Below are 24,980 nucleotides of genomic sequence, written 5' to 3'. Positions count from 1 at the left end.
AGCTTGGCGAAGTAGCCGTTTTCCGTGGTACCGGGAGCGGCTATTTCACTTTCTGGCCCTTACGGTCAGATCGATCACCGCAATAATCACGAGGACGAATGTCAGCAATTGCGTCCAAGTAACCATGGCAACCTCCTTATCTGAGGCAGCCATGCCACCCAGCCAGTTATATGGCACCATAATGCAACGTACATTTGTACTAGTATTTTAGAGAAACTTTGCTATACTTCTCTCTACTCATGCAGCTGGCTTTTGGCCCAGCCTTCGTCGATAGCGGCGTTGCAGCGCGCATCCAAAAAGGCGGCGCACTCCTCGGGAGTCGTCTTGCCCATGAGCAGGTCGTGGATGCCGGCGTAGAAGATGTCGCGCACGCTCTGGGTGTCGGGGTTGTTGCCCGTGAAATCCCAAACGTTGCCGGCATTGGCGCGGAACAGATCGTAGAAGGGGATGTCGGCCCCGTAGCGGTCGGACACGCGCTTGCTCGCCGGTATCGCGCCCGCCGCGTAGTCGAGCCAGGGCCCATCGTCGTACACAAAGGAGAGGAAATCCCTCGCCACCTGCAGCTTCTCGGCATCGCCGTTGTCGAAGATCTGGAAGCCCGAGGCGAAGGCGGTGGCGCTGCCGTCGGCATCGGGCCCCGGGAAGTTCACGAGCCCCACCGCATCGCCGTAACGGGTAATGGAGGCGTTGTTCACCATGTAGATGGCCAACTGCCCCTGGCGGAACAAACTGGAGCAGTCTTCGATCTCGAGATTCTCCGCGTGCGGCGGGAACCAGCCGCGTCCCACGCCGTCCTGAATCCACCGGAGCGCCGACACACCCTCGGGTGCCGAGAGATTGAAGCGGCCAGCCTCGTCGTAGATGTCGGATCCGGCCGAGCGCAGAAGCGTCACGATATGGGTGTCGCCTTGGGAGCTGCCCGCGTACATCATCATCGGGAAGCTTCCCTCGGGAAGCGAGGCGGAAAGCGCGTCCAAGATGCGCGTCCACTCGCTCAGCGACCAGGCGGTGATTTCCCCTTCGGCGATGAACTCCCCAAGCCCCGCGTTGCGGAACATCTCCTTGTTGTAGGCGAGCACGTTCTGGCGCGCCAGATAGGGCATCATATACGCGCGGCCCTCCACCACGCCCATGTTCCACAAATCGTCGAAGAGGTCGTCGCGGATAGCCGGAGTAGCGACATCGTCCAACGGCACGACGCGCCCGGTGCGAATGTAGGTGGAGATGTTGAAGTAGTCGCCGTAAAGCACGTCCGGTGACTTGTCCGTATCGAACGACCCCTCGACGGCCTCGTCGTACTGGTTCTGCTCGAAGACGATGACCTCGACGTCGACGGGGCGCGCGTAGGTGCGCTGGAACTCGTCGGCCATGCCCTGGATGACCATCTCCACCTGGCTGATAGAGTCGTCGAAGACGACATCGTGGCCCGTGCGGGGCACCTTGATCACCAGACGAACGGGCGCGGCACCCGTGAAGGGCAGGCCGCTGCAGCCGGCAAGGGGCAGCGCCGCTGCAGCCGCAAGGAAGGCCGCTCCCGCGCAGAAAGCGCGGCGGGTCATGCCGCGACGAGGGATCGGCGGCGCGACGCTTTGCGTCGGCGACAATGCCGGCTCGATCATCCTGCGATGTATTCTGCGGCTCTCGCTACTCATGAGGCACCGCCCTTCCGAACGGCCTCAAGCTTTTGCAGCATGACCGTCACGTTCAAAGGCTTGCTGAGGAAGTCGTCCATGCCCGATGCCAGAGCGCGATTGCGATCTTCGGCGAACGTGGAGGCCGTGCAAGCGAAGATGCGCACCGTCTTGGCATCGGCTCGCTTCAGATCGCGGATCGCGCGAGAGGCCTCGTAGCCGTCCATGACCGGCATCTGGGCGTCCATGAGGATGGCCGCGAAATGCCCCGCCGGCGATTCGGAGAACAGGCGCACGGCCTCCTCGCCGTTTTCGGCCACGGTGATGGAGAAGCCCTCCTCGGTGAGGATGGACGAGATGATGTCGGCGTTCAGCTCGTTGTCCTCGGCCACGAGGATCTCGACGGGCGCCCGAGCGGCTTCGGCACCAGACGGCGAGGAGACGGCCCGAACGGCTCCGGGGGCCCCGGAGGCTTCGACGGTTTCGACGGTTTCGGCGGTTTCGGCCTCCACCTTTTCCGCGCATTCTGCGCCTCCCACGCCTTCCGCGCCTTCTGCACTCGACGAAATCAGCGAGGGCGCCTGGGCAGGCGTCAGCTCATCACCATTCGCGACAGTGGGAAGCGTCACGATGACGGTGAAGCAGGAACCGCACCCCGGCTCGCTTTCCACCGTGATGGAGCCGCCCATCTGCGTCATGAGCAGGTAGCTGATGGACATGCCCAGCCCCGTGCCCTTCTGGGAATCGCTGTTGCGGTTGCGCTCTTGCGTGAAGGCGTCGAAGACATGCTCAGCGAACTCCTTGGTCATGCCGCAGCCGGTATCGGCGATCGACACCGTGAGCACGGCCTCATTCCCCGACGCGTACACCGCCTCGTGCACCTTCATGGTGATGCGGCCGTCCTCGGGCGTGAACTTCACCGCATTCGACAGGATGTTCATGAGAACCTGCGACAGGCGCACCTCGTCGCCTCGAAGCCACGGGTGCTCGACCGTGCGCGACAGCTCGAAGCGGATCCCGCGGTCAGCCATGGGCCCGCGCTGCATCTCGCAGACATTGTCGACCAGCGCGTTCACGTCGAAAGGCTCGCTCGTCAAATCGACCTTGCCGGCCTGCAGCTTCGACATGTCCAGGATGTCGTTCACGAGCGATAGCAGGTACTGGGCGGCCTTGCCGAGCCGATTCACGTAGTCGCGCATGGCGGTGGCGTCGTCCACGTGCCGCTCCATCAGATGGTTCAGGCCGATGATGCCGTTTAAGGGCGTGCGGATCTCGTGGCTCATGTTCGAAAGGAACTCCGTGCGCGCGACGGCCTCCGCCCGAGCCTGGATCGACTGCCTCATGAACCGGTAGATGACCGCCAGCATGATGGAGATGACCGCCACCATGGCCCCGAGCATGCCCACCGTCATGGCGATAAAGGGGGCGAAGCGCTGGCTGAACACCTCCGTCGGAACCGTCATGATGAACGACCACTCGGTACCTGCGACCGGCGCGAAGGACATGACGAGATCCTCGCCGGCGCTCGTCGTGCAATTGATGACGAAGCTCTCGCCCGCGGCGATGTTGCGGCGGATGTCCTCCACCGTGACGCCGTCGTCGATGCGCCCGGCCTCGAGCGTGTCGTAGAAGTTGTCGCGCCCGGCGAGGTCGGTGGCAGGGCTGGCGCTCACGATGTAATAGCCCCGCGCGTTCACGACCGAGGAGACGCCCTGGCCGTCGAAGCTCTCGATGACCAGCTGGCTGGAGATGGTGGACAAGTCGCTGCGGGCGAGCATGGCCACGAAGGTTCGCCCGCCGATTTCCGTATCGGGCAGACGGATGCCGAAGATGAGGGACTCCTTGGTGGTTTCCAGCCGGCCGTTCTCGTCGTCGTAGAGCATGGCGAAGTGCTCGCGCCCGTCTTCCATGAGCTCGTCGTAGGCGTGCTCGTCGGCATCGAGGCTCACGTACGAGCTGCTGTAGAGCGTGCCGTCGGCTTCCATGAGATAGACCGCGTTGAACATGGCCGACGAGGCCGCCTCCAGGTTCAGCTGCTCCTGGGCCTCGTGCACCGTCTGCACGTCGTAGACCTCGAGGCGGTCGGCCACCGAGCCCAGGCGCGCGTAGCAATTGTTCAGCGTGCCCTCGATGGTCTCCACGTCGTGGCGGGATATCTCGTCCACGGAGGTCATGAGGTTGCCGGCGACCGTCGCGGAGAGTTGGGCCAGGTAGACGCAGACCGCGACGACGATGACGACCGCCGCGGCCGATACGATGGCGATGTACTTTCTGCGCTCCAAAAGCCGTCCTTGTGCATGCTTGTTATTCCTGCGTCAGTTTATCACTGAAAACAAGCGGTCACGAGAACGTAACTCGACGGTGAACTTGAAAGGGCCCGCAACCCAACCGTAGGGGGCGACCTTGGTCGCCCCTCTCAGGCGAGATTAACATGCTTGACGAGGGCGAACCGAGGTTCGCCCCTACGAGAAGGAGCTTTCGAGCTCCTTGATGGCGGCGTAGAAGCGCTCGTTTTGCGGCGTGGGGATGCCGTGGGCCGCGCCCAGGCGGTTGATGGTGCCCGAGAAGAGCTCCACCTCCGTGGGACGCCGCGCCAGCACATCCTGGCGCAGGCTCGGCAGACCCTCCGGGTTCAAGTGGTCGATGATGTCGAGCCAGTAGGCCACGTCCTCTTCGGTGAGACCCACGCCTTCCGCCCGGCCCACCGCCGCCACCTCGCGCATGGCGGCGATCATGGCCTCGCGCGCCTCGCCGGGTGCGTGGATGCCGCTGAAGCAGCAGTCGTAGACGGCACAGGCCTGGTTCACCCCCACGTTGCAGATGAGCTTGCCCCACAGCTGGTGCCGGATGTCATCCGGCGTGATGAAGGGCTGGTCGATGGCGGTGAGCCATTCCGTGACGCGCTCGAGGTTCGCCCGCTGGGCCGCGTCCTCGGCATCGTGGACGCCCAGGGCCATCACGCCCACGCAGCCGGCGGTCACCGTGGCGCCCTCCTTGCGGGAGTCCATCTGCTGGGCGACGCACAAAAGGACGCGATCCCACCCGAAGCGCTCGGCGAGAACTTCCTCGCTCGTGACGCCGTTGAGCACCGAGATGATGGCGGTATCGGAGCCGATGAGCGGCGCCGACTGCTCGATGGCCTCGGGCAGCGCACCGTACTTCACGGCGTACAGCACGGCGTCGAAGGGTTCCTCCGCGGCGCGCTCGGCAGCCTCATCGTAGGTCAGATAGGTGACGCGGATGGGCTCGCCGTTGAACGTGGCGGCCTCGGCGCGGTAGCGCTCGGTGCGGGCCGTATCGGCGACCACGAAAACGCGCTCGGGCCCCATGGCGGCCCCGAAGCAGCCGGCATACATGGCCCCCAGCGACCCGAACCCGACAATGGCGACATTTTCAATAGGCTTCATAGGAGCCTCCTTGCTATTCAACGATGGCAATGCAGGGAGGAGACGCGCGGCGTTCCAACCGAGCGAGTTCCGCAGACGGTATCGAAGGCGCAACGTTTCAGGGATGCGGCCACCATGGGGCCTTCGATACCATCGAGGACTGTCTGAGCGAATTGGAATGCCGCGCGGCTCTTCTCGGACGAATTCGTAAAAGCCGCTACTGCATATCTTCCAAACGTCCGTGTTTCTCGTAGCGGGTGACGCGGGCGATGCGGTTGTCGTCATCCACGAACACCACGCGCGGGGCGTTGTCGGGATCGGCGAACTCCTCGGGAGTCATCTGCGCGTAGCACATGATGATGACCTTGTGCCCCGGCTCCACGCAGTGGGCCGCCGCGCCGTTCACGCAGATCATGCCGCTGCCCGGCTCGCCGGCGATGACGTAGGTCTCGAAGCGGTTGCCGTTGTCGATATCGACGACCTGCACCTTCTCGTACTCCAAGATGCCCGCTGCCTCGGCCAGAGCCATGTCCACGGTGATGGAGCCGACGTAATCGAGCTCGGCCTGCACCACCCGGGCGCGGTGGATCTTCCCCTTCAGGACGTTCAGCAGCATGGGCTATTCCCCTTCCTCGTACAGGAAGTTGTCGATGAGGCGCGTGCTCCCGATGTAGACGGCCATGGCCACGAGCGCCATGGCGCCGATGGCGTCGGTCGGCTGCATGGTCACACCGTCGACGACTTCCACGTAATCGATGCGCGCGAGCGGCTCAGCCTCGATGATGCCGCCCATGAGCGCCTTGAGCGCCGCGGCGTCGCGCTCCCCCGCCTCCACGGCCGCCTTCCCGGCGAAGATGGCCCGCGACAGCACGAGAGCCGCCTGGCGCTCCTCCGCGCTCAGGTAGGCGTTACGCGAGCTTTTGGCCAGACCGTCGGCCTCGCGCACGATGGGACAGCCGACGACGGTCACGTTCATGTTCAAGTCGGCCACCATGCGCTTGATGATGGCGAGCTGCTGGGCGTCCTTCTGCCCGAAGAAGGCGCGATGCGGCTGCACGATGTTGAAGAGCTTCGTGACCACCGTGCACACACCGCGGAAGTGCCCCGGGCGCGAGGCGCCGCACAGCGAGTCGGTGAGCGTTTCCATGACCACGAAGGTGTTGTGGGCCGGGGCGTACATGTCGTCCACTTCCGGGTGGAAGACGACGTCGACGCCGTGGCGCTCGCAGATGCGCGCGTCGCGTTCGAGATCGCGCGGGTAGGCCTCGTAGTCCTCGCCCGGCCCGAACTGGATGGGGTTGACGAATACCGAGACGACGACGCGGTCGCTCGCTTCGCGGGCGGCGTCCATGAGGCTCTCGTGGCCCTCGTGCAGCGACCCCATGGTGGGCACGAGCCCGATGGAGAGCCCCTCGGCCTTCCAGGCGGCCGCGCGGGCCTTCATGTCCGCAACAGTGCGAATGATCTCCATGGCCGGCCTCCTAGAGGTTTTCCAGCACGCCCGCAGGAGCGGCGTAGGTGTGCTCGGCGGCGGGGAACGAGCCGTCCTTCACAGCGGCGTCGTAGGCGCGGTAGGCCTCGAGCATGACGTCGCCCACCTCGGCGAAGCGGCGCACGAACTTCGGCGTGAAGTCGTGGAACATGCCGAGCATGTCCTGGTTCACGAGCACCTGGCCGTCGCAGCCCGCGCCGGCGCCGATGCCGATGGTGGGGATGGTCAGCTCCGCCGACACGCGCTCGGCAAGCTCGGCGGGGATGGCCTCGAGGACCACGGCGAAGGCGCCGGCCTCCTCCACGGCGTGGGCGTCTTCCAGAAGCTTGCGGGCCGAATCGGCCGTCTTGCCCTGCACCTTGAAGCCGCCCAGCGCGTTGATGCCCTGGGGCGTAAGGCCGATATGGGCGCATACGGGGATCTGGCAGTCGACGATGGCGCGGATGCGGTCCGCCACCTCCACGCCGCCTTCCAGCTTCACGGCGTTGGCGCGCGCCTCCTTCATGAGGCGGCCGGCGTTCACCACCGCGTCGTAGACGCTGGACTGATACGACATGAAGGGCATATCGACGACGACGAGTGCGTTCTTCGTGCCGCGGGCCACGGCGGCCCCGTGGTGGATCATGTCCTCCATCGTCACCGATACGGTGTCGCCCAGACCGAGCATGACGTTGCCGAGCGAGTCGCCGACGAGGATGGAATCAATGCCGGACTCGTCCACGAGCCGTGCCGTGGTGTAGTCGTAGGCGGTGATCATCGAGATCTTCTTGCCCTCGGCCTTCATTTTGAGAAACGTCGATACGGTAACACTCATGGTTACTTCCTTTCGATCCTGTCGCCCCGAGCCCTCCCGGGTGCAACGGTATCCTTCACTGGCGCGTATTATAAGCGCTGACGCCGACGCGGCATCCCAAAATGTTGGTGATTTCGATCAGATTTGCCGATACTGCCATTCTTGCGATCTATAAGAAAGCCGGCTGCGACCCGCGCCCCGACAAGAGGTCGACGTTGGCGCGCGTCGCGGATCGCGCCGGGACGCGGATCGGCTCAGATACTCGCAGACGCCGGAACATGGGCCAAACCAAGCCCTCGCCGGCGCCCGAGCTAGGACGCGAGCTCCTTGAGGCGCGCCACTTCCTCTTCCGCGAGCGGACGCGAGGCGCCCCGGGGCAGATCCCCCAGGACGAGCGGGCCGAAGGCCTCGCGGTGCAGGGCGATCACCGGATGCCCCACGGCTTCCAGCATGCGACGCACTTGGCGGTTGCGGCCCTCGCGCAGGCGCACTTCCACGTAAGATCCCCTGGCGGCCAGCGCGTCGCGGCCGCGCTTGCCCCCGTGGCGCTGGCGGTACCCGCTGGCTCCGGCCCCCTCGCCGATAAGCTGCGCGGCCCGGCAGGCGTCGGCGCCCTCGAGCACGCGCACGGCCGCCGGCAGCGTGGGGCCGTCATCCAGCAGAACCCCTTCGCGCAAGCGCCGCACGTCGCCCGCGTCGGGCACCCCTTCCACCAGGGCCAGATACGTCTTCTCCACATGGCGTCGCGGGTGCAGAAGGCCATGGCCCAGCTGCCCGTCGTCGGTGAACAGCAGAAGCCCCGTAGTGTCGGTGTCCAGCCGCCCCACGGGGAAAAGCCCCGGATGGGCGAGCAGCTCGTCGGCCATGAGCGCAGCCACGGTGGGGCGCCCCTGGGGATCGCTCATGGTGGTCACGTAGCCGGCGGGCTTGTGCAGCAGGAACGTGGCGTTCTCCTCGGGCAGCGCGACGGGCGCACCGTCCACGGCCACCACGTCCGCAGCAGGATCAACTTTTACGCCCATCTCGGTCACTCGCGCGCCGTTCACGGTCACGCGACCAGCCACGATCAGTTCCTCGGCATGGCGCCGCGAGGCCACCCCGGCCCGAGCCAGAAACTTCTGCAACCTCATTTCGGCCATGGCGGGGGACCTACTCGTCGTCGGTCTCGAAGACGAGGGAGTCGAAGTCGATCTTGTCGACGACGCCTAGCGTGGATGCGATGGCGCGAGCGAACATGGCGTCGGCGTCTGCGGTGCCGAGCGCGTCGGCGGCAGCGCCGGGCACGGCGATGCGGGCAGCTCCAGTATCCGCGCCACCCCCAGCAGCCTCGGCAGCCTCGTCGTCCTCGATCTTCGCTCGACCAGCTGCTATCGCTGCCGCTTCCTCCCCGCGCTCCTCCTCCAGGGCGTCCGCGAGCACCTCGGCCGCCGCATCCGTGCCCTGGGCCAGCTCCTCGTCAGATAGCATGGCCTCGCCGTCGTCGGCCTCGAAGTCCTCGCCCATGAGCGCGCGGGCCATGGTGCGGGCCTGCTCGTTGGAGACAACCGCGTCCTTGCGCGTGGCCGACAACCGCTCCGTGATGAGCCGACGCGTCTCCGCATCGGGCGCGAAATCGGCCAAATCGGGCAGGTCGGCAGGGCTGCGCAGACCGAACTTCTCCAGAAAGCCCCGAGTCGTGCCGTAGAGCACCGGGTTGCCCGGCGCGTCTTCTGTACCCACCTCGCGCACGAGCCCCTTCTCCACCAGCGAGTTGATGGAGCTGTCGGAGTTCACGCCGCGCACCGAGGCCACCCCGGCACGGGTCACCGGCTGGGTATAGGCCACGATGGCCAGCGTCTCCATGGCCGCCGCGGAAAGCTTGCGCGTATCCCAGGACAGCACGTACTTCTCGATGAGCTCGTGGTAGGCCGGATGCGTGAACAAACGCCAGCCGCCGGCCACTTCGCGCAGCTGGATGCCGGAGCCGCGGGCCTCCAGATCATCCCGCAGCCGCACGAGCGCCGCCTCCACCGCGCCCACCTCGCACTCGAGCATCTCGGCAAGCGCGATGGTACCCACGGGCTCGTCGGTCACGAAGAGCATCGCCTCCAGGGCGCCCGCCAGCTGGTCTTCCTGCAATCCTTGAAACATGTGCCTCTACTCCTCCCCCACCGACGTGAGGGCGTCGTCGCCTTCCAAACGCAAATCGCCCGAACCCTCGATGTAGTCGATCGCGATATCGCCGAACAGCTCGTCCTGCTCGAGCCTCACCATGACGCGCTTGTACAGCTCGAGGATGGCCAGAAACGTCACTACCGCCACATCCTTGGGGGTGCCCGGGCCCACAAGCTGCGAGAAACGCAGGTGCTTGGCCGTGCGAATGCGCTGATGGATGGCGCGCACGTGCACCTCCACGGGAATGGGCTTGGCGGCAATGTGCTCGCTTTCCAGCAGGAACACCTCGCGGCGCGCAAGGGCCGCGGCCGCCTGATAGGCCAGCGCGTCCAGCGACACCCCTTCCAGGAAGTCGGGCATGAGGCCGAGGAAGTCGGCATCAGGGCCGAAGGGGCGCGTGTGCATGCGACCCTCGGCGATGAAGCGGTTGTGGAGCACCGCGGCGGCATTCTTGAACTTCTTGTATTCCATGAGGCGCTCGACCAGCATATCGCGGGCCTCGGAAGGCGCGAGCTCCGCCAAGTCGTCGTCAAGCTCGTCGCGCTCGCGCGGGATGAGGCTTTGGGCCTTGATCTCGAGCAGCGTAGAGGCCACCAGCAAAAAGTCGCTCGCCACGTCCAGATCGAGGGTCTCCATGCGCGACACCTCGGCGAGGTACTGGTCGGCGATCTCGGTGATGGAGATGGCGCCGATATCCACCTTCTGGCGGCTCACGAGGTAAAGCAGCAGGTCGAAGGGACCCTCGAAGCTGTCGATGCGGACTTTGTAGGACATGGGCGGCGCCGTCTCTTAGGAGAAAAACGGCGGGAACATGAGATCGAACAGATTGCCGGCCGTGACCCCCAGATACCACGAGAACGGGTTGAAGTTGAACACGTAGGGCAGCACCACGATGGCGATCATGAACACGGGGAAGGCGTACTGCTGGATCTGGTAGTACTTCGGCAGGTACTTCGGCGGCAGCAGGATGGCGAAGATGGAAGAGCCGTCCAAAGGCGGGATGGGCAGCAGGTTGAAGAACATAAGGTACAGGTTGACGAGAGCGAACGTGGGCAGGAACATCACGTAGAAGTAAGCGAACAGCTCGTTGTTGGCGAAGGTGGGGTTGCTGACGAGCCCCGAGCAGCCCCACGCCACTGCAGCGGCCAGCGCGGCCATGGCGAGGTTGGCGGAAGGCCCGGCCAAACCCACAATGACATCGTCGCGGCGCGGATCCTTGAAGTAGCGCGGATTGTAGGGCACGGGCTTCGCGTAGCCGAACACTGGCCAGCCCATGACCATGAGCAGAAGCGGCAGAATGACCGTGCCGAAGGGGTCGATGTGCTTGAGCGGGTTCAGCGAAAGGCGTCCGGAGCGCTTAGCCGTGGGGTCGCCCAGCTTGTAGGCCGCAAAGCCGTGGGCCACCTCATGCAGCACGAGGGCCGGAATGAAGCTCAGCACCGAGCAGATGATGTAGGGAATGCTAATCATAACGCATAAGTGTAGCGCACCGCGCGCCCTCATCATCGCGCCGCCTTCCAAACCCACAGAAACCGCCGATGAACGACAGCGGGCCCCGCGACGGAGGGAGGGAGGCGTCGCGGGGCTCAAAAGAGGAGGGGCGCAGGGATCTTAGGCGGCAGCGGCGGCCGAGGCGCCGGCGATGCGGCCGAACACGATCAGATCGGTGTAGGAGTTGCCGCCCAGGCGGTTGGCCCCCTGCACGCCGCCGGTCACCTCGCCGGCGGCGAACAGGCCGGGGATGACCTCGCCCGCAGCGGTGAGCACCTGCGCCTCGGGGCTGATGCACACGCCGCCCATGGTGTAGTGGATGGTCGGGATGCGCTTGGAGGCGTAGAAGGAGGGATCGGACACCGCATCGCCCAAAAGCTCCTTGCCGGGCGCGATCTGCGTGTCCTTGCCGGCGGCCACGCAGGCGTTGTAGCCCTCGATGGTCTCGGCGAGCGTCGAGGGATCCACGCCGATCTGGGTCGCCAAGTCCTCGATGGTGTCGGCCTTGAAGCTGTGGCCCTTCGCCACCAAGTCGGCGATCTCCTCCAAGCGGTCGTCCTTGATGTTCGTGGAATCCACCAGAAGCCACATCTCGTCGTTCGGCTGCTCCAGGATGGCATCGGCGATGGTGTCGCGGCGCTCGTCCTCGCGGACGAAGCGGACGGCATCGTCGTTGACCATCACGTAGTCCTCCACACCCAGCCAGTTGCCCACGAAGGTGGCCACGCCGCCGTTCTGCGGGTCGCCCAAGGGGTGAATCTGCACGAGCTCCATGTTGCGCAGCCCCGCGCCGGCGGCCTCGGCCAAAGCCAGGCCGTCGCCGGTGGAGGAACACACGTTGGAAGAGGGCATGGATTCAGTCACGCGCTTGTCGTACTGCATGGCCAGCTCGGCATTGCGGGAGTAGCCGCCCGTGGCGAGCACCACGGACTTTCCGCGCACTTCCACGGCCTCGCCGGAGGACGGACGGGTGCCGCGCACGCCTACGACCGCGCCGCCTTCCACGATGAGCTCTTCGATCTTCGCATCGGTGTACAGGGTGAAGTTGCCCGTGGCCTGGGCGGCGTCCATCAGGCAGGAGACGTAGTAGCTGCCGCCCTGCTCGCCCTTGCGCTCGACCTCGACCGCGTGCCCGCGCTGCCACAGACCGCCGATGGCCGTGAAGACCTCCTTCTCGTAGACAAGGCCGTGGTCTTCCATCCAGTGCACGGCGTCCAGCGCGTTGTCGGCGAGGATGCGCACGAGGGCCGGGTCGCCCGCCGAGTCGCCGCCCTCGAAGGTCTGGGTGTAGTAGAAGTCCGGCGAGTCCTCGATGCCCATGGGCTCCTGGCGCTCCGGGTCCGGCGCGTTCAGCGTGCCCTCGCCGGCGTTGGTGTTGCCACCGTAGATGTCCATCTTCTCAAGCATGACGACGGACTTGCCCGCCTCGGCGGCCGTCACGGCGGCGGCCAGGGCCGCGCCGCCGGAGCCGATGACGACCACGTCTGCCTCATCGCTTATGGGCTCAGCAGCGTTCACGGAGGCGTCGCCCTTCATGATGGCGCGCATGTCGGCGCCCGCGGCCTCGGCGCACTCGGCCACGGCCGTGGCGAAGGCCATGGAGGTGAGGGTGGCGCCGGTCACGGTATCGACGGAGAGCTTCTGGGTGTCCAGGTAGTTGTCGGTCAGAAGGCGCACGGCGGCATCGCCGATGTTGCGGCTCTCCATGTGGTCGGCCTCGATGGAGGCGATGCGGTCGGCCTCGAAGGTCACCGACACTTTGATCTCGCCGTTGCGGCCCTGAGCGGTCGCCTCGTAGGTGCCGGGAGTGAAGGCCGGCGCGGCATCGCCCGTGGAGGCCGCCGGGGTCTTCGGCGCGCAACCGGAAAGACCGAGCGCGGCGAGCGCCATGGTGGCGAGGCTGCCGCTGATGAACTGGCGGCGGTTCAGCTGGAACTTCTCCGCGATGTTGCGATGGATACGGGCGAGGGCGCGCTGACGACGCGTGAAGGCCTCGATCTCGTTGGGGTTCTGAATCATAGTGCTCATGGTGTCCTCCTCGGGTCTCCCTATGTCCTTGGGCGGTTGAGCCGTCTGCTCGCCGCCGATGAGGCCATCCTAGGGCCCGGCCCGGCGGGCGGACTAGTACACGAACGGTGTGTTTTCGCGGAGAACCCCTATGACACGAAGGGGGTGATACGGACGTTTCCCCAGGTCATTGAGAATACGGGCAAAACCTGAAAGCGTTGTCGAAGAAAAAGGCCGCACCGTGGCGGCCGGGGGGACGATGCGGGGCGGCATCTCAGTCGCCAAGACCGAGCAAGTCGAGCACCTCTTGCTTGGAGTGAACGCCGAGCTTCTGGTAGATGTGCTTCGAATGGGATCGCACGGTGTTCTCGGAAATGAACAGCGTCTCGGCGATATAAGATTTGGAACGGCCCTTCACGAGCATCTGGAGCACCTCCACCTCGCGCACCGTGAGACCGCCCTCGGCGCCGAGGCGCTCGCAGCCCGCATCCAAACTTTCGAAGACCGCAGGCACCGGAGCGGCGACGTCCAGATCGGCGAAGATGCGCCGCTGCGCGAAGGCGCTGTCGTTCAAGGCCAGCACCACCGTCACCGTGACGACATAGGCCAGCATCGCCACGGCGATCGCGGGAGATTCCAACTGCCCGAGGAGCACGCCCGCCGTCTCGCCCAGGGCCAAGGGTAGCGAGTAGGCGAGCCATCCCGAGGCGAAGATCACGAGGGGCGAGGCCGTGGAATGGTGGGCCACATCGGCGAGCATGGCCCACAGCAGCATGACCACGAGGGTTTGGGCGATACCGGCGCCGAGAAGCAACCAGGGCACGGCCGCGGGGCCGGCCACGGGCAAAAAGAACAGCGCCGCCGCCGTGAACAGCAGCACGGCGCGCCACAGCCCCGAGAAGTTAATGAGCCGCCCGCGCACGAGCACCCACCACAGCATGGCTGCGGCAAGAACGATCTCGACGCCGTGGTGCACAACGGTGAGCGCCACGAAGGGCACGGGGTCGGATTGCACGGGGACACCCTTCACGGCCCCGATGGCAAAGCTGTAGACGGCCACGCCGAAGAGAATCTTCCAGGGAATCGCCGTGGGATTCACCTCGTGGAACATGCGCGGCGCGCGCCCTGCGGGCACGGGGTGGGCATCGGCGCGGCGCGCGAGGGCCACCGAGACGGCCGGAAGCAGCGCCAGCACGATGGCCGCAGCGGGAGCCGGCAGCATATCGAGGGGCACCTTCAACGCGGAACCTACCGCCATGGCGATGAACACGCAGGCGATGACATCTTTGGCTCCCAAGCTGGCGAAGAACGGCGCCCATTGCAGATAGAGCCACGCGACGCCCGCGCCCGCGAGCGCGGCGGCGACCGCATAAAAGATCGAAGCTGAGGGTGATGCTGGGAGCAGCGGCACCACCAAAGCGACGCTGGCAAGCCCCTGCACAACGGCCAAGGGCCACGCGAGGCGCCGGAGACTCGGCACGCACCCCCTCAGCACCAGCATCATAACGACGGCCATCGTCGCCGAAAGGGCCAAATACAAAGGCACGCCCAACGCGACCTCGCCGAGGGCCCCGTCGCTGCGATGGGCGATGCAGTAGATCCATATCTGCGGCGCGCACACCCCGATGTAGGAAATGTCGAAATTGCGCAGCACGGCCGGCCGGCGCTCCTTACCAGCCGCCGCACTGTCCGTCGCGCGGTCCTTCGGCGACCCCTGTTCTCCGATGCCCACATTCCCTCCTTGCGCTACGTCATCTGCGCCATTATACCGACTCGGCTCCCATCTGGGCAAATAGGAGAAAGCGCTAGTCGAGTACCAGCTGCTGGATGTAGACGTCATTGCGCAGGTCCTTGGCATGGGCCGCGTCGATGGCGCCGTCGGCGACCATGGCCTTGATGAGCTGCAGCTCGCGGACGAGGGCCTGGGCCTGCACGTCCTCCACAGCGTCATGGGTCTCGCGCATCTGATGGAACTGGTCGGACAGGCTGGGGGCAGCCGGACTCTCCTCCCCTTCCATGTCGCCTTCGCCCTCATCCCACCGCGCCGCTCTGCGGGCGATGTCGTCCAGCTGATCGTAAAGGCCGCGCACCCGAGCGACTTCCGCACGGGCCCGGGCCGCCGCCGCGGGCGATGCCGCGGGCGCGAGATCTTCCAGCATCTCGGCATAGCGGTGCATGACGACGACCGTGGCCGGCTCATCGACAGCGTCGGCGACAGCGCCCTTCACCGCTCCAGTGAGATGCGCATCGGCCTCGATGGAGGCGATCACGCCCAGGGCGAGGTCGATCTCGGCGTCCACCCGATCGCGGGTGCGCTTCGCCGAACGCTTCGAGGGCGTAAGCGCCGGCACCGCGAAATCAGCCAACACCAACGTCAGCACGATCATGCCCGAGGCGATGGAGACGAGCGTGGCCCGGCCCGCGGCAGAAAGCGCCGCACTCGCCGTCAGCGTCAGCATGAGGGAAAGCGTGATGCCGCCCTTGGCGCCGGCCAGTGCCATGGCGAGCGTGCCGCGCAGAGCCTCGGGCGCAAAGCAGCTGCGGACGCCGTCGCCCCGAGCGGCCGCAGCCCTCACGTCCATGGCGAGCAGCCACAGGAATCGCACTCCTTCCAACACGAGAGTCAGCACCACCACGACGCCCAGCAGCGTCGCCGGATCGCCCAAGCTCCCCTCGGCCGCCGGTTCCAGAAGGCGCGGCAGCTGCATGCCCAGCACGACGAAGATGATCCCGTTCAGCACGAACTCCAAGGTCGTCCACACGCTTTGGGCCTGCAGCTTGGTGCGGGCCGTGGCAGCCGTGTGGCGCTGGGGCAGTAGGGACAGCATAAGCCCCGAGGCCACCACGGCGATGACCGCGCCGATGTGCAACGATTTCGCCGCCAGATAGATGACGAAGGGCAAAAGCAGCTCCAGCATCACGTGGAGCGTGGGGTTGTCGAGTCCCGTGCGGCGCAGCACTTGCAAAAGGCCCCAGGCAAGAAGCCCCATGATAAGACCGCCGAAGAATCCGCCGAACAGATCGAGGGCGAACTCCTCGCCCGCGTGCAAAAGCGAGAACGATCCCGTGGCCAGAATCGTCAGGCAGCATTGGAACACCACGGTGCCCGTCACGTCGTTGAACAGGGCCTCGCCCTTGAGCAGCGCCTCGTGACGGCGGCCGAACCGGCGGTCGTGGGTCAGCGCCGTGACGGCCACGGCATCGGTAGATCCCATGGCGCCGCCGAGCGCGCAGGCAGCCGCCAGGGGCACGGCGGGCAAAAGCGCGTGCAACGTCGCCCCGCAGGCAGCAACGATGGCGAAGACGAGCCCCACGGAAAGCAACGCGATGCCCCAGCGGTTTTTCCACAGGGCTCCGGAGTCCACGTGGCGCGACTCGTTGAAGTGCAGAGGCGCGATGAACAGGATGAGCAGCAACTCCGGATCGATGCCCCATTCCAACGGCGTGGGCACCGCCAGCGCGAGCACCGCGCCGAGGGCGATCTGCACGAGCGGCAGCGACAACGGCGGCAGGAACTTGTCCAGAATGCTGGAGGCGATGACCGCCGTCAGCAGGAACAGAATCAGCTCGAAGGTCTCCATCTACACCAACCCCGGAAAGCCTTGCTGGGCCAGAGCCTCGTAGGCAGCTATGGCGACGGCATTGGAAAGGTTGAGGGAACGGGCGCCCTCGCGCATGGGGATGCGCCGGCAACGGTCGGCGCGGGCATCGATGATTGCCTGATCGAGCCCGCGGCTCTCGCGCCCGAACAGCAGAAACGCGTCCGGTCCGTAGACGGCATCGCGATAGCCGCACGCCGCCTGTCCCGTGAAAAGGTGCAGCTCATCATCGCCGTGAGCCGCGAAGAACGCCTCGACGCACGGCCACCGCACAACCTCGACATCGTCCCAATAGTCGCATCCGGCCCGCTTCAAGTTCTTCTCCGTCAGCCGAAACCCCATCGGCTCCACCAAATGCAGCCGCGCCCCCACGCACGCGCATGTCCGCGCAATATTCCCCGTATTCTGGGGAATCTCCGGTTCCACAAGAACAATGTTCAACATTGCAACCCTTTCATAGTTGGTAGAGCAGGTTCGAGATGCGGGGTGCCGTTCACCAAGTGAGTTCCGCAGCGAACGGAAATGCCCAGTGGGCATTTCCGCCGAGCGAGGACTGTCTGAGCGACTGAACGGTACCGCGCAGCTCGAACCGGAGGGATCCCCTAAGCCCGCTCCTGTTGGCGGGCCATTTCGGCTTCCAGCTCCTCGGTGAGGGTGAACCACTCCTCCTCGGCGGCGGCCAGACGCTGCTTCAGTTTGGCGTGCTCGGCGATGGCATCGGAGGAGGCGTCCTCGTTCACGTAGAAGTCGGGGTCGGCCATCATGGCCAGCAGCTCCTCCATGCGGGCGTTGTCTCGCTCCATCTGCTCGTCCAGCTGGGCGATGCGCTTGCGGTGGTTCTTCAGGGCCGCGTAGGCGCGGTTGCGGGCTTCGGCCTCGCGGCGCTTCTGCTCCTTGGTCTTGGGGGCGCTCCCCTTGGGCGCGGTGAGCTGCACATCACCGCCCTTGGGCGCCGGCGTGACCCCGGAGCCCTTGACAGCTGCGGAGGGCTGACCGAGGTCAGCCCCTACGGAACCATCCCGAGCAGCCGTCGAGCTCGAGCCTTGGCGGTCGCGGCGGCGGTTCACGGTGATCTTCGTGGGGGACGCCGCTCCGGCGCGGCGCTTCTCGGGGGCCGCAGCGCTCCCCTTCCCGTGGATGCCCGCATCGGAGAGCGCCTCGTCCACCACCGAGCGGTCGGCGTCCACGTCGCCATCGAGCTGGCCCGACTTGTACAGGTAGTAGTCGTAGTCGCCCTCGTAGTTGGTGATCTGACCGTCCTTCACCTCCACGATGCGGTTGGCCACCCCGCGGATGAGATGGCGGTCGTGGGTGATGAACAGGATGGTGCCGTCGAAGTGCTGCAGGGCCTGCTCCAGCACGTCGGCACTGGAGATGTCCAAGTGGTTGGTGGGCTCGTCCAAACACAGCAGGGGCTTGGGGGCCACGAGCATCTTCGCCAGGGCGAGCCGCCCCTTCTCGCCGCCGGAGAGCACCGACACCTTCTTGTCCACGGCGTCCCCCGTGAACAAAAACGCGCCCAGCAGGCTGCGCACCTGGGAGATGGACCAGCCGGGGGCCGCGTGATCCAGCTCCTCGAAGACGGTGTTGCCCGCGTGCAGCTCTTCCAGCTGGTGCTGGGCGTAGTAGGTGAGATCGACGTTCACGCCGTAGTCGATGGTGCCGGCGTCGGGCTTTTCCACCCCGGCGATCATCTTCAAGAGCGTGGATTTGCCCGCGCCGTTGGGGCCCACGAGCGCCACCTTGTCGCCGCGGTACATCGTGAAGTCGATGCCGTCGTACACCGTGTGGTCGCCGTAGCGCTTCACGAGGCCGCGCGCCCGCACCACCTCATCTCCCGTGCGCGGCGGCTGCACGAAGTTGAAGTGCACCGTCTTCTTCTCCTCGGGGATGACCGGCAGCGTCTCCTTTATCTTCTCGATGCGCCGCTCGCGCTCCTGGGCCTGCTTGGCCTTGGTGGCCTTGTAGCGGAAGCGGTCGACGAAGGCTTGCAGGTGCGCGATCTCCTCCAACGATTTCGCACGCTCTGCCTTGATGCGCTCCAAGCGCTCCTCGCGTGCCACCAGGTACTTCGAGTAGTTGCCCTTGTACAGATTCACTTCCCCGTTGTCGATTTCCGCCACGCGGTCGACCATGTTGTCCATGAAGGCGCGGTCGTGGGAGACGACGATGACCGTGCCGGCATACCCGCGCAGAAAGCCCTCGAGCCACTTCACCGATTCCAAGTCCAGGTGGTTCGTCGGCTCGTCGAGCAAGAGCACCTCGGGATTGCGGATGAGCAGTTTCGCGAGCGCGATGCGCATCTGCCAACCGCCGGAAAACTCGGTGGTGGAGCGGGTCATGTCGCGCTCGGTGAAGCCGAGGCCGAACAGCACGCTTCGCACCTTCGACTCCAACGAGTAGCCGCCGAGCATCTCGTAGGCATCCCGCGCCCGGCCCACGGCCGCCAGCTGCGCTTCGGTGGGGTTCGCGCCCAGCTCCGCTTCCAGCTTGTGCAGGCGCTGCTCGGCTTCGAGCACCTCGGTTTGCGACGAGATGACCTCTTCGAAGACGGGGAGGTCGCCCATCTCGATGGCCTCCTGCTCCAGATAGCCCACGCGCGCGCCCTTGGCGAAGAGCACGCGGCCCTCGTCCGGATCGTCCTCGCCGGAGATGATGTTGAGCAGTGTCGTCTTGCCCGCGCCGTTAGGGCCCACAAGCGCCAGCCGGTCGTACTCTTCCAAGCGGAACGTCACGTCGTGGAACAGCGTGCGACCGCCGTAGGATTTCGAAAGATGTTCAGTTTGCAGGATCATAAGCGCTTCCCGAAGTTTGTCGTCTCGGGACGGCCCGAAGCCGCCCCGCATTCCATCAAGGAGCGACGCCTAAGCCGCCCCGCTTTTGCCAACTGCATAGTGTAACGCATCCGAGAAACGATGCGCCCCGCTATGCCTTCCGGTACTTCTGAAAACGGCTGTTGGGCTTATCGGGAACCGTCCGCACCCCCTCATGCCTCAACCAATTCGAAGGCCTTCCGGTAGACGGGCTCCGCCTCCCAGCCCTTCGCCTCCACTTCTTCCAGGGTGAGCCATTCGAAGGACTCGTGCTCGTGGCTCAGGCGCACGTCGCCGGAGCGCCAGCGGCAAACGAAGTCGACGCCGAGAATCCGTCGCCCCGGGGCGCGCAACGTCCAGGCGTCGAAGGGCTCGCCGACCTCGATCTCCAGACCGGTCTCCTCGCGCACCTCGCGCACCAGCGCCTCCTGCCAGCTCTCGCCCGCTTCCACACATCCCCCCGGAAGATCCTCCTCGAGATCGGGCGCGATGCTGAGACGGCGCGCCGCATCGGGCTTGAACAGGAACAGCATGCGGCCGTCCTTGAAGATGCAGCCTTTTACCGCAACGCGCTCCCTCGGCTTCGACGCCGCGGCTTGATCGAACCCATCAGTATCATATTGCGCGTGCCCCACGGCCGCCTCCTCGAGTAGGTTATTCCAAACACCCCCGTACCATAGCAGAGAGCCCCGCGATTCCTGCGCACGACCTCCTTCAGTTCACGAAGTGCTGCTTTTCTGCATGAGATCTCGAGTTATAAGCGCCTAGAAGAGACAGAATTAACGAATCGCGATATCCCCAGCATCTAATGAGGCAGTTTTCGAGAGAACGCCTTCGGAACCGGAACGGCGGCGCCCAAGCACGCAGCAGCAAGGACGAAGACGACGGCTTTCGCGGGAAAGCACAGGATGAGCAACAAGGCCACCATCAGCGGCTGGCGCATAGCGGCGCCCAAGAGGGCCGCCGTGCTGACGGAAAGCGCGAAGACCGGGTCGATGCCAAAGAGCCCGGCGGCGGCATAGCCGATGGCGATCCCCGAGAAGATGAGCGGGAAGAAGTGGCCGCCGCGCCAACCGAGTCCGAGGCACACCTGGCTGGCCAGCACCTTGAGAAACCCCGTCGCGAGCAACGCCCCGGCACCGAGGGCCGTCCACTGCTGCGCCAGCATCTCGGTCTGGGCCTCGCCGGCGAACAGGGTAAAGGGGAGAAAGATCCCAAGAACTCCCAGTATCGCACCGGCAACGACCGCCTTCACTACGACGCGATCGCCGAGCCGCGCGGACAGCTTGCCCACGGCCCAGCCGAAGCCATGGAATAGCCAGCCGGCGCAGGCGCCAAGCGCAATGACGGGAAGCGCCCAGGCGAGCTCGGATGTCCCCACGGCCATGTCGGAGAAGCGCGGCAGCCCCGAACCGCCGCCAGCCACCTCGTTGAGCAGCATGAACGCCCCCAGCGCCCCGGCCACGGAGAGCAGGTACACCGCCGTTTTGACCGGTTTGGAAACCTGGGGCGCGGAAACCACCGTCGCGGTGAACGAGTCGATCCGGCGCCGACGCCCGTCGGCATCGTCCGCATAGCCGAACAGCGGCGCCGCCAGACCGAACAGCGGGGCCGAGAAGATCGCCGACAAAATGGCCGCCGTGCCCGCGTTCGCCAGCTCGCGCATCTCGGCGCCTACGAACTTGAGTCGATCCCCCACCCAGCTGCAAAGCCCCGCCACCACGCCGGTGAGACCAGCCTCAGGCCCGATACTGCCGCCGAATAGAAGCGGCAGGAGCGCGCCGAAGAACATAGCTCCCAAGTGCCGGTAATCGTAGCGCCCGGTTTTCTTCACCTCGGCGAGCACCGCGTTCATATCATCGGGGTACGGCCCCACGTTCTTTTGAAACAATCCGATGGCAACGCCACCGGCAACGCAGAAGGCAAGCGGGTATACGACAGCGGGCATCCCTATCGCCGCCAGCCACGCCGGCGCCTTCACCCACAAAAGATCGAGGCCCGCGTTCATGAGAAAGAAGAACGCCCAGCAAAACGCCCCGGCGCAAGCCCCGAGCACCACGGTCACCACAGCAAATGCAATCCGCTTCACGACGGCTTCCTTCCCCGGGCGAAAAGCTCTTCGAATACGAAAAGGCCCCTCCGAGGAGGGGCCTGCTGTTTATGGTGGTCGCTACAGGATTTGAACCTGTGACCCCCGCCGTGTGAAGGCGATGCTCTCCCGCTGAGCCAAGCGACCGAAAGGTTTTCGCAACTCACTTGGTGACTTGCGACGGCTGTATATACTACACGGATTCCGCGACGCGCGCAAGGGGGAATCTTGTATACTATCCCAACATATTCACAATTCCACCGTTTGGCGGCTCTTCCCGCGCTTTCAGTGCCGAAGCCGCCACCCCGAAACGGCGCACGAGAAAGAGAGGATCCGCCCCCATGGCAAGCGATTTGACGAGCGACACCTTCCTCGCCTCCAAGAAGATCAGCGACGAGATCAAGGCCGATCTGGCCGTGCACCCAGAGAAATACACCATGCTCACGGGCGACCGCCCCACGGGGCGTCTGCACATGGGCCACTACTTCGGCACCATCCGCGAGCGCGTCGCTTTGCAGAACGCCGGCGTTACCACCCGCATCATCATCGCCGACTACCAGGTCATCACCGACCGCGACACCACGGCAAATATCGCCGACAACGTGCACAACATGGTCATCGATTATCTGGCCTGCGGCATCGATCCGGAGAAGACCATCATCTTCACGCACTCCGCCGTGCCGGCCTTAAACCAGCTCATGCTCCCCTTCCTGTCGCTCGTCACCGAATCCGAGCTCATGCGCAACCCCACGGTGAAGGCCGAGCAGGAGGCCTCGGGCCACGCGCTCACGGGGCTGCTCCTCAGCTACCCGGTGCACCAGGCCTGCGACATCCTCTTCTGCAAGGGCAACGTCGTGCCCGTCGGCAAAGACCAACTGCCCCACATCGAGCAGACCCGCCAGATCGCCCGCCGCTTCAACGAGCGCTACGGACATGTGTTCCCGGAGCCCCACGGGCTTCTCACCGACGCCGTGGAAATCCCCGGCCTCGACGGCCGCAAGATGTCGAAGAGCTACGGCAACGCCATCGCCCTTTCGGCCACGGAAGAGGAGACCGCCAAGCTCATCAAGAAGTCGCAGACCGACTCCGAGCGCATGATCACCTTCGATAAGGAGAACCGTCCCGGCGTGTCGGCCCTGCTGACCACGGCGGCGCTGACCACCGGCCGCACCGAGCAGGACATCGCGGCGGAAATCGGCAATGACGGCGCCGGCGCCCTCAAGCGCTACGTGACCGAGTCGGTGAACGCGTACCTGGCCCCCATCCGCGAGCGTCGCCGCGAGCTGGAAGGCCAGCCGGAGATGGTGCGCGAGATTCTGCACGAGGGCAACCGCCGTGCCAACGAGATCGCCAACACCACCTTGGACGAGGTGCGCGAGGCCATGGGCATGGTGTACTAGCCGCCGCGGGAAAGCTTATCGATACCGCGCGACCACGGCGCCCCCTTAGCGGAGGGGGCGCCGTTTTTCTATACGGAGTCCTCCAGATCCATCTGCATGAGCTGGACGCTCTCGCGCATGCGCTGGGCATGGGCGCGGGAGAGCCGATCGTCCTCGTAGGCGCTCTGGATCTGCTCCAGCTCGAAGGTGTAGGCCTTGCGCTTGATGTCCTCGGTGCGATCGCCGGCCTTGATGACGGAGGTCACCGTGGGCCGTGCGTCGTGCAGCGCCGCCACCGAGCGCTGGTACTCCACGAGCACCGCCGCCGCGTCCTCGGTGGGCACCTGGCTTGAGGCGACGGCCGCTTCCAAATGCTCCACGGCATAGGTGCGCGTGGCCGTCTGCAGCCAGCGCATCTCCTCGGTCTGCTCGGCCAGCTCCGTGTTGCCCGGCAGCTCGCGCAGCACCGCGCGCACGCCGCGGTGCCACAGCGCCCGGAAGCGGCCGTTCCAACGCTTCAACGTGCCGTGCCCCTTGCCGTGCTGCAGAAGCTGCATGGCCTGCTCGAGGCGCCCCATGTAGCGGTAGGCCACCACGCCGGAGACGACGCCGCGCTCCATCAGCTCCATGGCGCGCTCGTACTCCCACATCAGGGCCTGGACGCGCAGCTCCACGTTCATTTCGCTCTCGATGCCATTGTTGGCCTTGATGCGCGCGAGGCGGTCGTTGTAGGAGCGAATGACCGCCCGGGTCTCCGCGCGGTTCTCCCGGGTCTGCTGGGCCGCGAGCATCTCGATGACCTCGCGCATGATGTCCATAGTGGTGGCGGCGTCCTGGTCGATGCGGCGCAGCTCCTCCTCCCCCTTGTCGCGGGCCGGCGCCAGAAGCGGCACGACGAAGGTGGCCAGAAGCAGCGTGCACACGATGACGCCGCAGGCGAGGAAGATCAGCAGCTCGCGCTGGGGAAAGGGCACGTTGGGCGGCCCGTAAACGGCATAGGTGGGAATGGAGAACATAATGGAGAGCGTGATGGTGCCCTTGGCCCCGCAAAACGTCGTGATGAGCGCGCTGCGCAGATCGCCCTTATTGAACCGGCGCTTCTCGGAGCGAACCACGTGGAAAAGATCCATGGCGAGCACCCACAGAAATCGCGTGGCCAGAAGCACGAAAGTGAGCCCGAAGACGAGCAGGATGAGCGTGGAGTTCGTGATGCGCACGTTCTCCCACGTATCCTGCATGGCCAAGGGAAGCTGGGTTCCCAGAAGCACGAACACGATGCCGTTCAGGGCATAGGTAAGCACGTGCCACACGCTGCCCGAGACGATGTTCATGCGCGAGACCGAAGGGCCGATGACCCCCTTGGGGGACGTGACGTTGATGAGCCCGGCCACCACCACGGCGATGACGCCGGAGACGTGGCACACGTTGGCCACCAGGTAGATGAGGAAGGGAATGAGCACTTCGAAGAGCACGTGGAAGTTCGTGTTCTCCACGCCGATGGAGCGGGCGCGCTTGACGACCCAATTGCCGAGCAGCCCCAGGAGAATGCCGAGCAGCAGGCCGCCGACGAATTCCACGAGGAAGTCGACCCCGGCGTCAACCAGGGAGAACGACCCGGTGACCACGGCGGCAATGGCGAATTGGAAGGACACGATACCCGAGGCGTCGTTCAAGAGCAGCTCGCCCTTCAACATGGAGGCCTGGCGCTTCGGGATGTCCACCTGCTTCGAAAGCGACGAGACCGCCACGGCGTCGGTGGGGCCCAAGGCCGCGCCCAGGGCGAAGGCCGCCGCCAGCGGAATGGAGGGCACGAACGCGTTCAGCAGGAAGCCGATGACGAGCGTCGTGGCCACCACCAGGCCTATGGCCAGGGAGAGCACGGGCTTGCGCTCGCGCCAGAGCGCCTGCTTGTCGGCGTGCTTCGCCTCGTCGTAGAGCAAAGGCGCGATGAACATGACGAGGAACAGCTCCGGGTCGAGCGTCACCTCCACCTCGCCGCCGGCCACAACGGCAATGAGGAGCCCAATGACGATCTGGATGAGCGGAAGCGAGACGCGCGGGATAATCTGGTCGATGAGCGAGGACGCCAAGACGGCGACGAGCAGGAGCAGACCGAGGGTCAGCGCTTCCACAAATGCATCTCCTT

19 protein-coding genes and 1 tRNA gene are annotated in these 24,980 nt (G+C 65.4%); 1 reads left to right on the top strand and 19 read right to left on the bottom strand.

Annotation, left to right across the window (positions count from 1 at the left end; genetic code table 11):
* Nucleotides 1-233: 233 nt before the first annotated feature.
* The 18 genes from AEQU_RS04125 to AEQU_RS04040 form a co-directional block, all read right to left on the bottom strand.
* Nucleotides 234-1,652, bottom strand: coding sequence for an ABC transporter substrate-binding protein (locus AEQU_RS04125; protein ID WP_084280444.1), 1,419 nt, complete (start codon nucleotides 1,650-1,652; stop codon nucleotides 234-236).
* Nucleotides 1,649-3,913, bottom strand: coding sequence for a hybrid sensor histidine kinase/response regulator (locus AEQU_RS04120; protein WP_022739670.1), 2,265 nt, complete (start codon nucleotides 3,911-3,913; stop codon nucleotides 1,649-1,651). The genes AEQU_RS04125 and AEQU_RS04120 overlap by 4 nt, the downstream gene beginning before the upstream one ends.
* Before the next feature lie 180 nt (nucleotides 3,914-4,093).
* Entirely contained in the window at nucleotides 4,094-5,038 is a 945-nt protein-coding gene (locus AEQU_RS04115; protein WP_022739669.1) for a ketopantoate reductase family protein, read from the bottom strand.
* Nucleotides 5,039-5,234: 196 nt separating this feature from the next.
* Nucleotides 5,235-5,633, bottom strand: a complete 399-nt coding sequence (gene panD, locus AEQU_RS04110; RefSeq protein ID WP_022739668.1) for an aspartate 1-decarboxylase — start codon at nucleotides 5,631-5,633, stop codon at nucleotides 5,235-5,237.
* Between the two features lie 3 nt (nucleotides 5,634-5,636).
* On the bottom strand, nucleotides 5,637-6,488 hold the full coding sequence (panC, locus tag AEQU_RS04105) for a pantoate--beta-alanine ligase (protein ID WP_022739667.1): 852 nt from the start codon (nucleotides 6,486-6,488) through the stop codon (nucleotides 5,637-5,639).
* Between the two features lie 10 nt (nucleotides 6,489-6,498).
* Entirely contained in the window at nucleotides 6,499-7,323 is an 825-nt protein-coding gene (gene panB, locus AEQU_RS04100; protein ID WP_022739666.1) for a 3-methyl-2-oxobutanoate hydroxymethyltransferase, read from the bottom strand.
* A gap of 290 nt (nucleotides 7,324-7,613) precedes the next feature.
* Nucleotides 7,614-8,441 (bottom strand): pseudouridine synthase, encoded by an 828-nt coding sequence (locus tag AEQU_RS04095; RefSeq protein WP_022739665.1) that lies wholly within the window; start codon nucleotides 8,439-8,441, stop codon nucleotides 7,614-7,616.
* A gap of 10 nt (nucleotides 8,442-8,451) precedes the next feature.
* Entirely contained in the window at nucleotides 8,452-9,432 is a 981-nt protein-coding gene (gene scpB / locus AEQU_RS12890) for an SMC-Scp complex subunit ScpB (RefSeq protein WP_022739664.1), read from the bottom strand.
* Nucleotides 9,433-9,438: 6 nt separating this feature from the next.
* Nucleotides 9,439-10,230: a segregation and condensation protein A gene (locus AEQU_RS04085; RefSeq protein ID WP_022739663.1), complete on the bottom strand. Its 792-nt coding sequence runs from the start codon at nucleotides 10,228-10,230 to the stop codon at nucleotides 9,439-9,441.
* A gap of 15 nt (nucleotides 10,231-10,245) precedes the next feature.
* Nucleotides 10,246-10,926: a site-2 protease family protein gene (locus tag AEQU_RS04080; RefSeq protein ID WP_041714453.1), complete on the bottom strand. Its 681-nt coding sequence runs from the start codon at nucleotides 10,924-10,926 to the stop codon at nucleotides 10,246-10,248.
* Nucleotides 10,927-11,067: 141 nt separating this feature from the next.
* A complete protein-coding gene (locus AEQU_RS04075; RefSeq protein WP_022739661.1) occupies nucleotides 11,068-12,975 on the bottom strand; it encodes a flavocytochrome c in 1,908 nt (635 codons plus the stop codon).
* 253 nt (nucleotides 12,976-13,228) lie between these two features.
* A complete protein-coding gene (locus tag AEQU_RS04070) occupies nucleotides 13,229-14,686 on the bottom strand; it encodes a helix-turn-helix transcriptional regulator (RefSeq protein ID WP_022739659.1) in 1,458 nt (485 codons plus the stop codon).
* Between the two features lie 73 nt (nucleotides 14,687-14,759).
* A complete protein-coding gene (locus AEQU_RS04065; RefSeq protein WP_022739658.1) occupies nucleotides 14,760-16,535 on the bottom strand; it encodes a cation:proton antiporter in 1,776 nt (591 codons plus the stop codon).
* Complete coding sequence (locus AEQU_RS04060) at nucleotides 16,536-16,997, bottom strand: tRNA (cytidine(34)-2'-O)-methyltransferase (RefSeq protein ID WP_041714448.1); 462 nt, start codon at nucleotides 16,995-16,997, stop codon at nucleotides 16,536-16,538.
* A 158-nt stretch (nucleotides 16,998-17,155) separates the two neighbouring features.
* On the bottom strand, nucleotides 17,156-19,348 hold the full coding sequence (locus tag AEQU_RS04055) for an ABC-F family ATP-binding cassette domain-containing protein (protein ID WP_022739655.1): 2,193 nt from the start codon (nucleotides 19,346-19,348) through the stop codon (nucleotides 17,156-17,158).
* A gap of 191 nt (nucleotides 19,349-19,539) precedes the next feature.
* The gene (locus AEQU_RS04050; protein WP_022739654.1) at nucleotides 19,540-20,001 is read right to left on the bottom strand and encodes an NUDIX domain-containing protein; all 462 of its coding nucleotides are present in this window, start codon (nucleotides 19,999-20,001) and stop codon (nucleotides 19,540-19,542) included.
* A gap of 170 nt (nucleotides 20,002-20,171) precedes the next feature.
* Nucleotides 20,172-21,455, bottom strand: coding sequence for a chloride channel protein (locus AEQU_RS04045; RefSeq protein WP_022739653.1), 1,284 nt, complete (start codon nucleotides 21,453-21,455; stop codon nucleotides 20,172-20,174).
* Between the two features lie 72 nt (nucleotides 21,456-21,527).
* A tRNA-Val gene (locus AEQU_RS04040) sits at nucleotides 21,528-21,602 on the bottom strand.
* Between the two features lie 194 nt (nucleotides 21,603-21,796).
* Between AEQU_RS04040 and trpS the strand changes: the two genes are divergently transcribed.
* Nucleotides 21,797-22,855, top strand: coding sequence for a tryptophan--tRNA ligase (gene trpS, locus AEQU_RS04035; RefSeq protein WP_022739652.1), 1,059 nt, complete (start codon nucleotides 21,797-21,799; stop codon nucleotides 22,853-22,855).
* Nucleotides 22,856-22,923: 68 nt separating this feature from the next.
* On the opposite strand, the gene AEQU_RS04030 is transcribed toward trpS, so the two are convergent.
* Nucleotides 22,924-24,966, bottom strand: a complete 2,043-nt coding sequence (locus AEQU_RS04030; RefSeq protein WP_022739651.1) for a Na+/H+ antiporter — start codon at nucleotides 24,964-24,966, stop codon at nucleotides 22,924-22,926.
* Nucleotides 24,967-24,980: the final 14 nt, after the last annotated feature.

This window comes from Adlercreutzia equolifaciens DSM 19450 (genome assembly GCF_000478885.1).
Classification (GTDB): Bacteria; Actinomycetota; Coriobacteriia; order Coriobacteriales; family Eggerthellaceae; genus Adlercreutzia; species Adlercreutzia equolifaciens.
Note: the sequence above shows the minus strand (reverse complement) of the source record. Positions and strands in the feature narration are given on the sequence as shown.

What these genes read in the sequence shown, in the direction of transcription:
- AEQU_RS04085 (WP_022739663.1), bottom strand. Translation starts at nt 10,230, where the DNA reads ATGTCCTACAAAGTCCGCATCGACAGCTTCGAGGGTCCCTTCGACCTG.
- AEQU_RS04065 (WP_022739658.1), bottom strand. Translation starts at nt 16,535, where the DNA reads ATGGAGACCTTCGAGCTGATTCTGTTCCTGCTGACGGCGGTCATCGCC.
- AEQU_RS04080 (WP_041714453.1), bottom strand. Translation starts at nt 10,926, where the DNA reads ATGATTAGCATTCCCTACATCATCTGCTCGGTGCTGAGCTTCATTCCG.
- AEQU_RS04115 (WP_022739669.1), bottom strand. Translation starts at nt 5,038, where the DNA reads ATGAAGCCTATTGAAAATGTCGCCATTGTCGGGTTCGGGTCGCTGGGG.
- AEQU_RS04055 (WP_022739655.1), bottom strand. Translation starts at nt 19,348, where the DNA reads ATGATCCTGCAAACTGAACATCTTTCGAAATCCTACGGCGGTCGCACG.
- panC (WP_022739667.1), bottom strand. Translation starts at nt 6,488, where the DNA reads ATGGAGATCATTCGCACTGTTGCGGACATGAAGGCCCGCGCGGCCGCC.
- panD (WP_022739668.1), bottom strand. Translation starts at nt 5,633, where the DNA reads ATGCTGCTGAACGTCCTGAAGGGGAAGATCCACCGCGCCCGGGTGGTG.
- trpS (WP_022739652.1), top strand. Translation starts at nt 21,797, where the DNA reads ATGGCAAGCGATTTGACGAGCGACACCTTCCTCGCCTCCAAGAAGATC.
- AEQU_RS04125 (WP_084280444.1), bottom strand. Translation starts at nt 1,652, where the DNA reads ATGAGTAGCGAGAGCCGCAGAATACATCGCAGGATGATCGAGCCGGCA.
- AEQU_RS04095 (WP_022739665.1), bottom strand. Translation starts at nt 8,441, where the DNA reads ATGGCCGAAATGAGGTTGCAGAAGTTTCTGGCTCGGGCCGGGGTGGCC.
- AEQU_RS04060 (WP_041714448.1), bottom strand. Translation starts at nt 16,997, where the DNA reads ATGTTGAACATTGTTCTTGTGGAACCGGAGATTCCCCAGAATACGGGG.
- panB (WP_022739666.1), bottom strand. Translation starts at nt 7,323, where the DNA reads ATGAGTGTTACCGTATCGACGTTTCTCAAAATGAAGGCCGAGGGCAAG.
- AEQU_RS04075 (WP_022739661.1), bottom strand. Translation starts at nt 12,975, where the DNA reads ATGAGCACTATGATTCAGAACCCCAACGAGATCGAGGCCTTCACGCGT.
- scpB (WP_022739664.1), bottom strand. Translation starts at nt 9,432, where the DNA reads ATGTTTCAAGGATTGCAGGAAGACCAGCTGGCGGGCGCCCTGGAGGCG.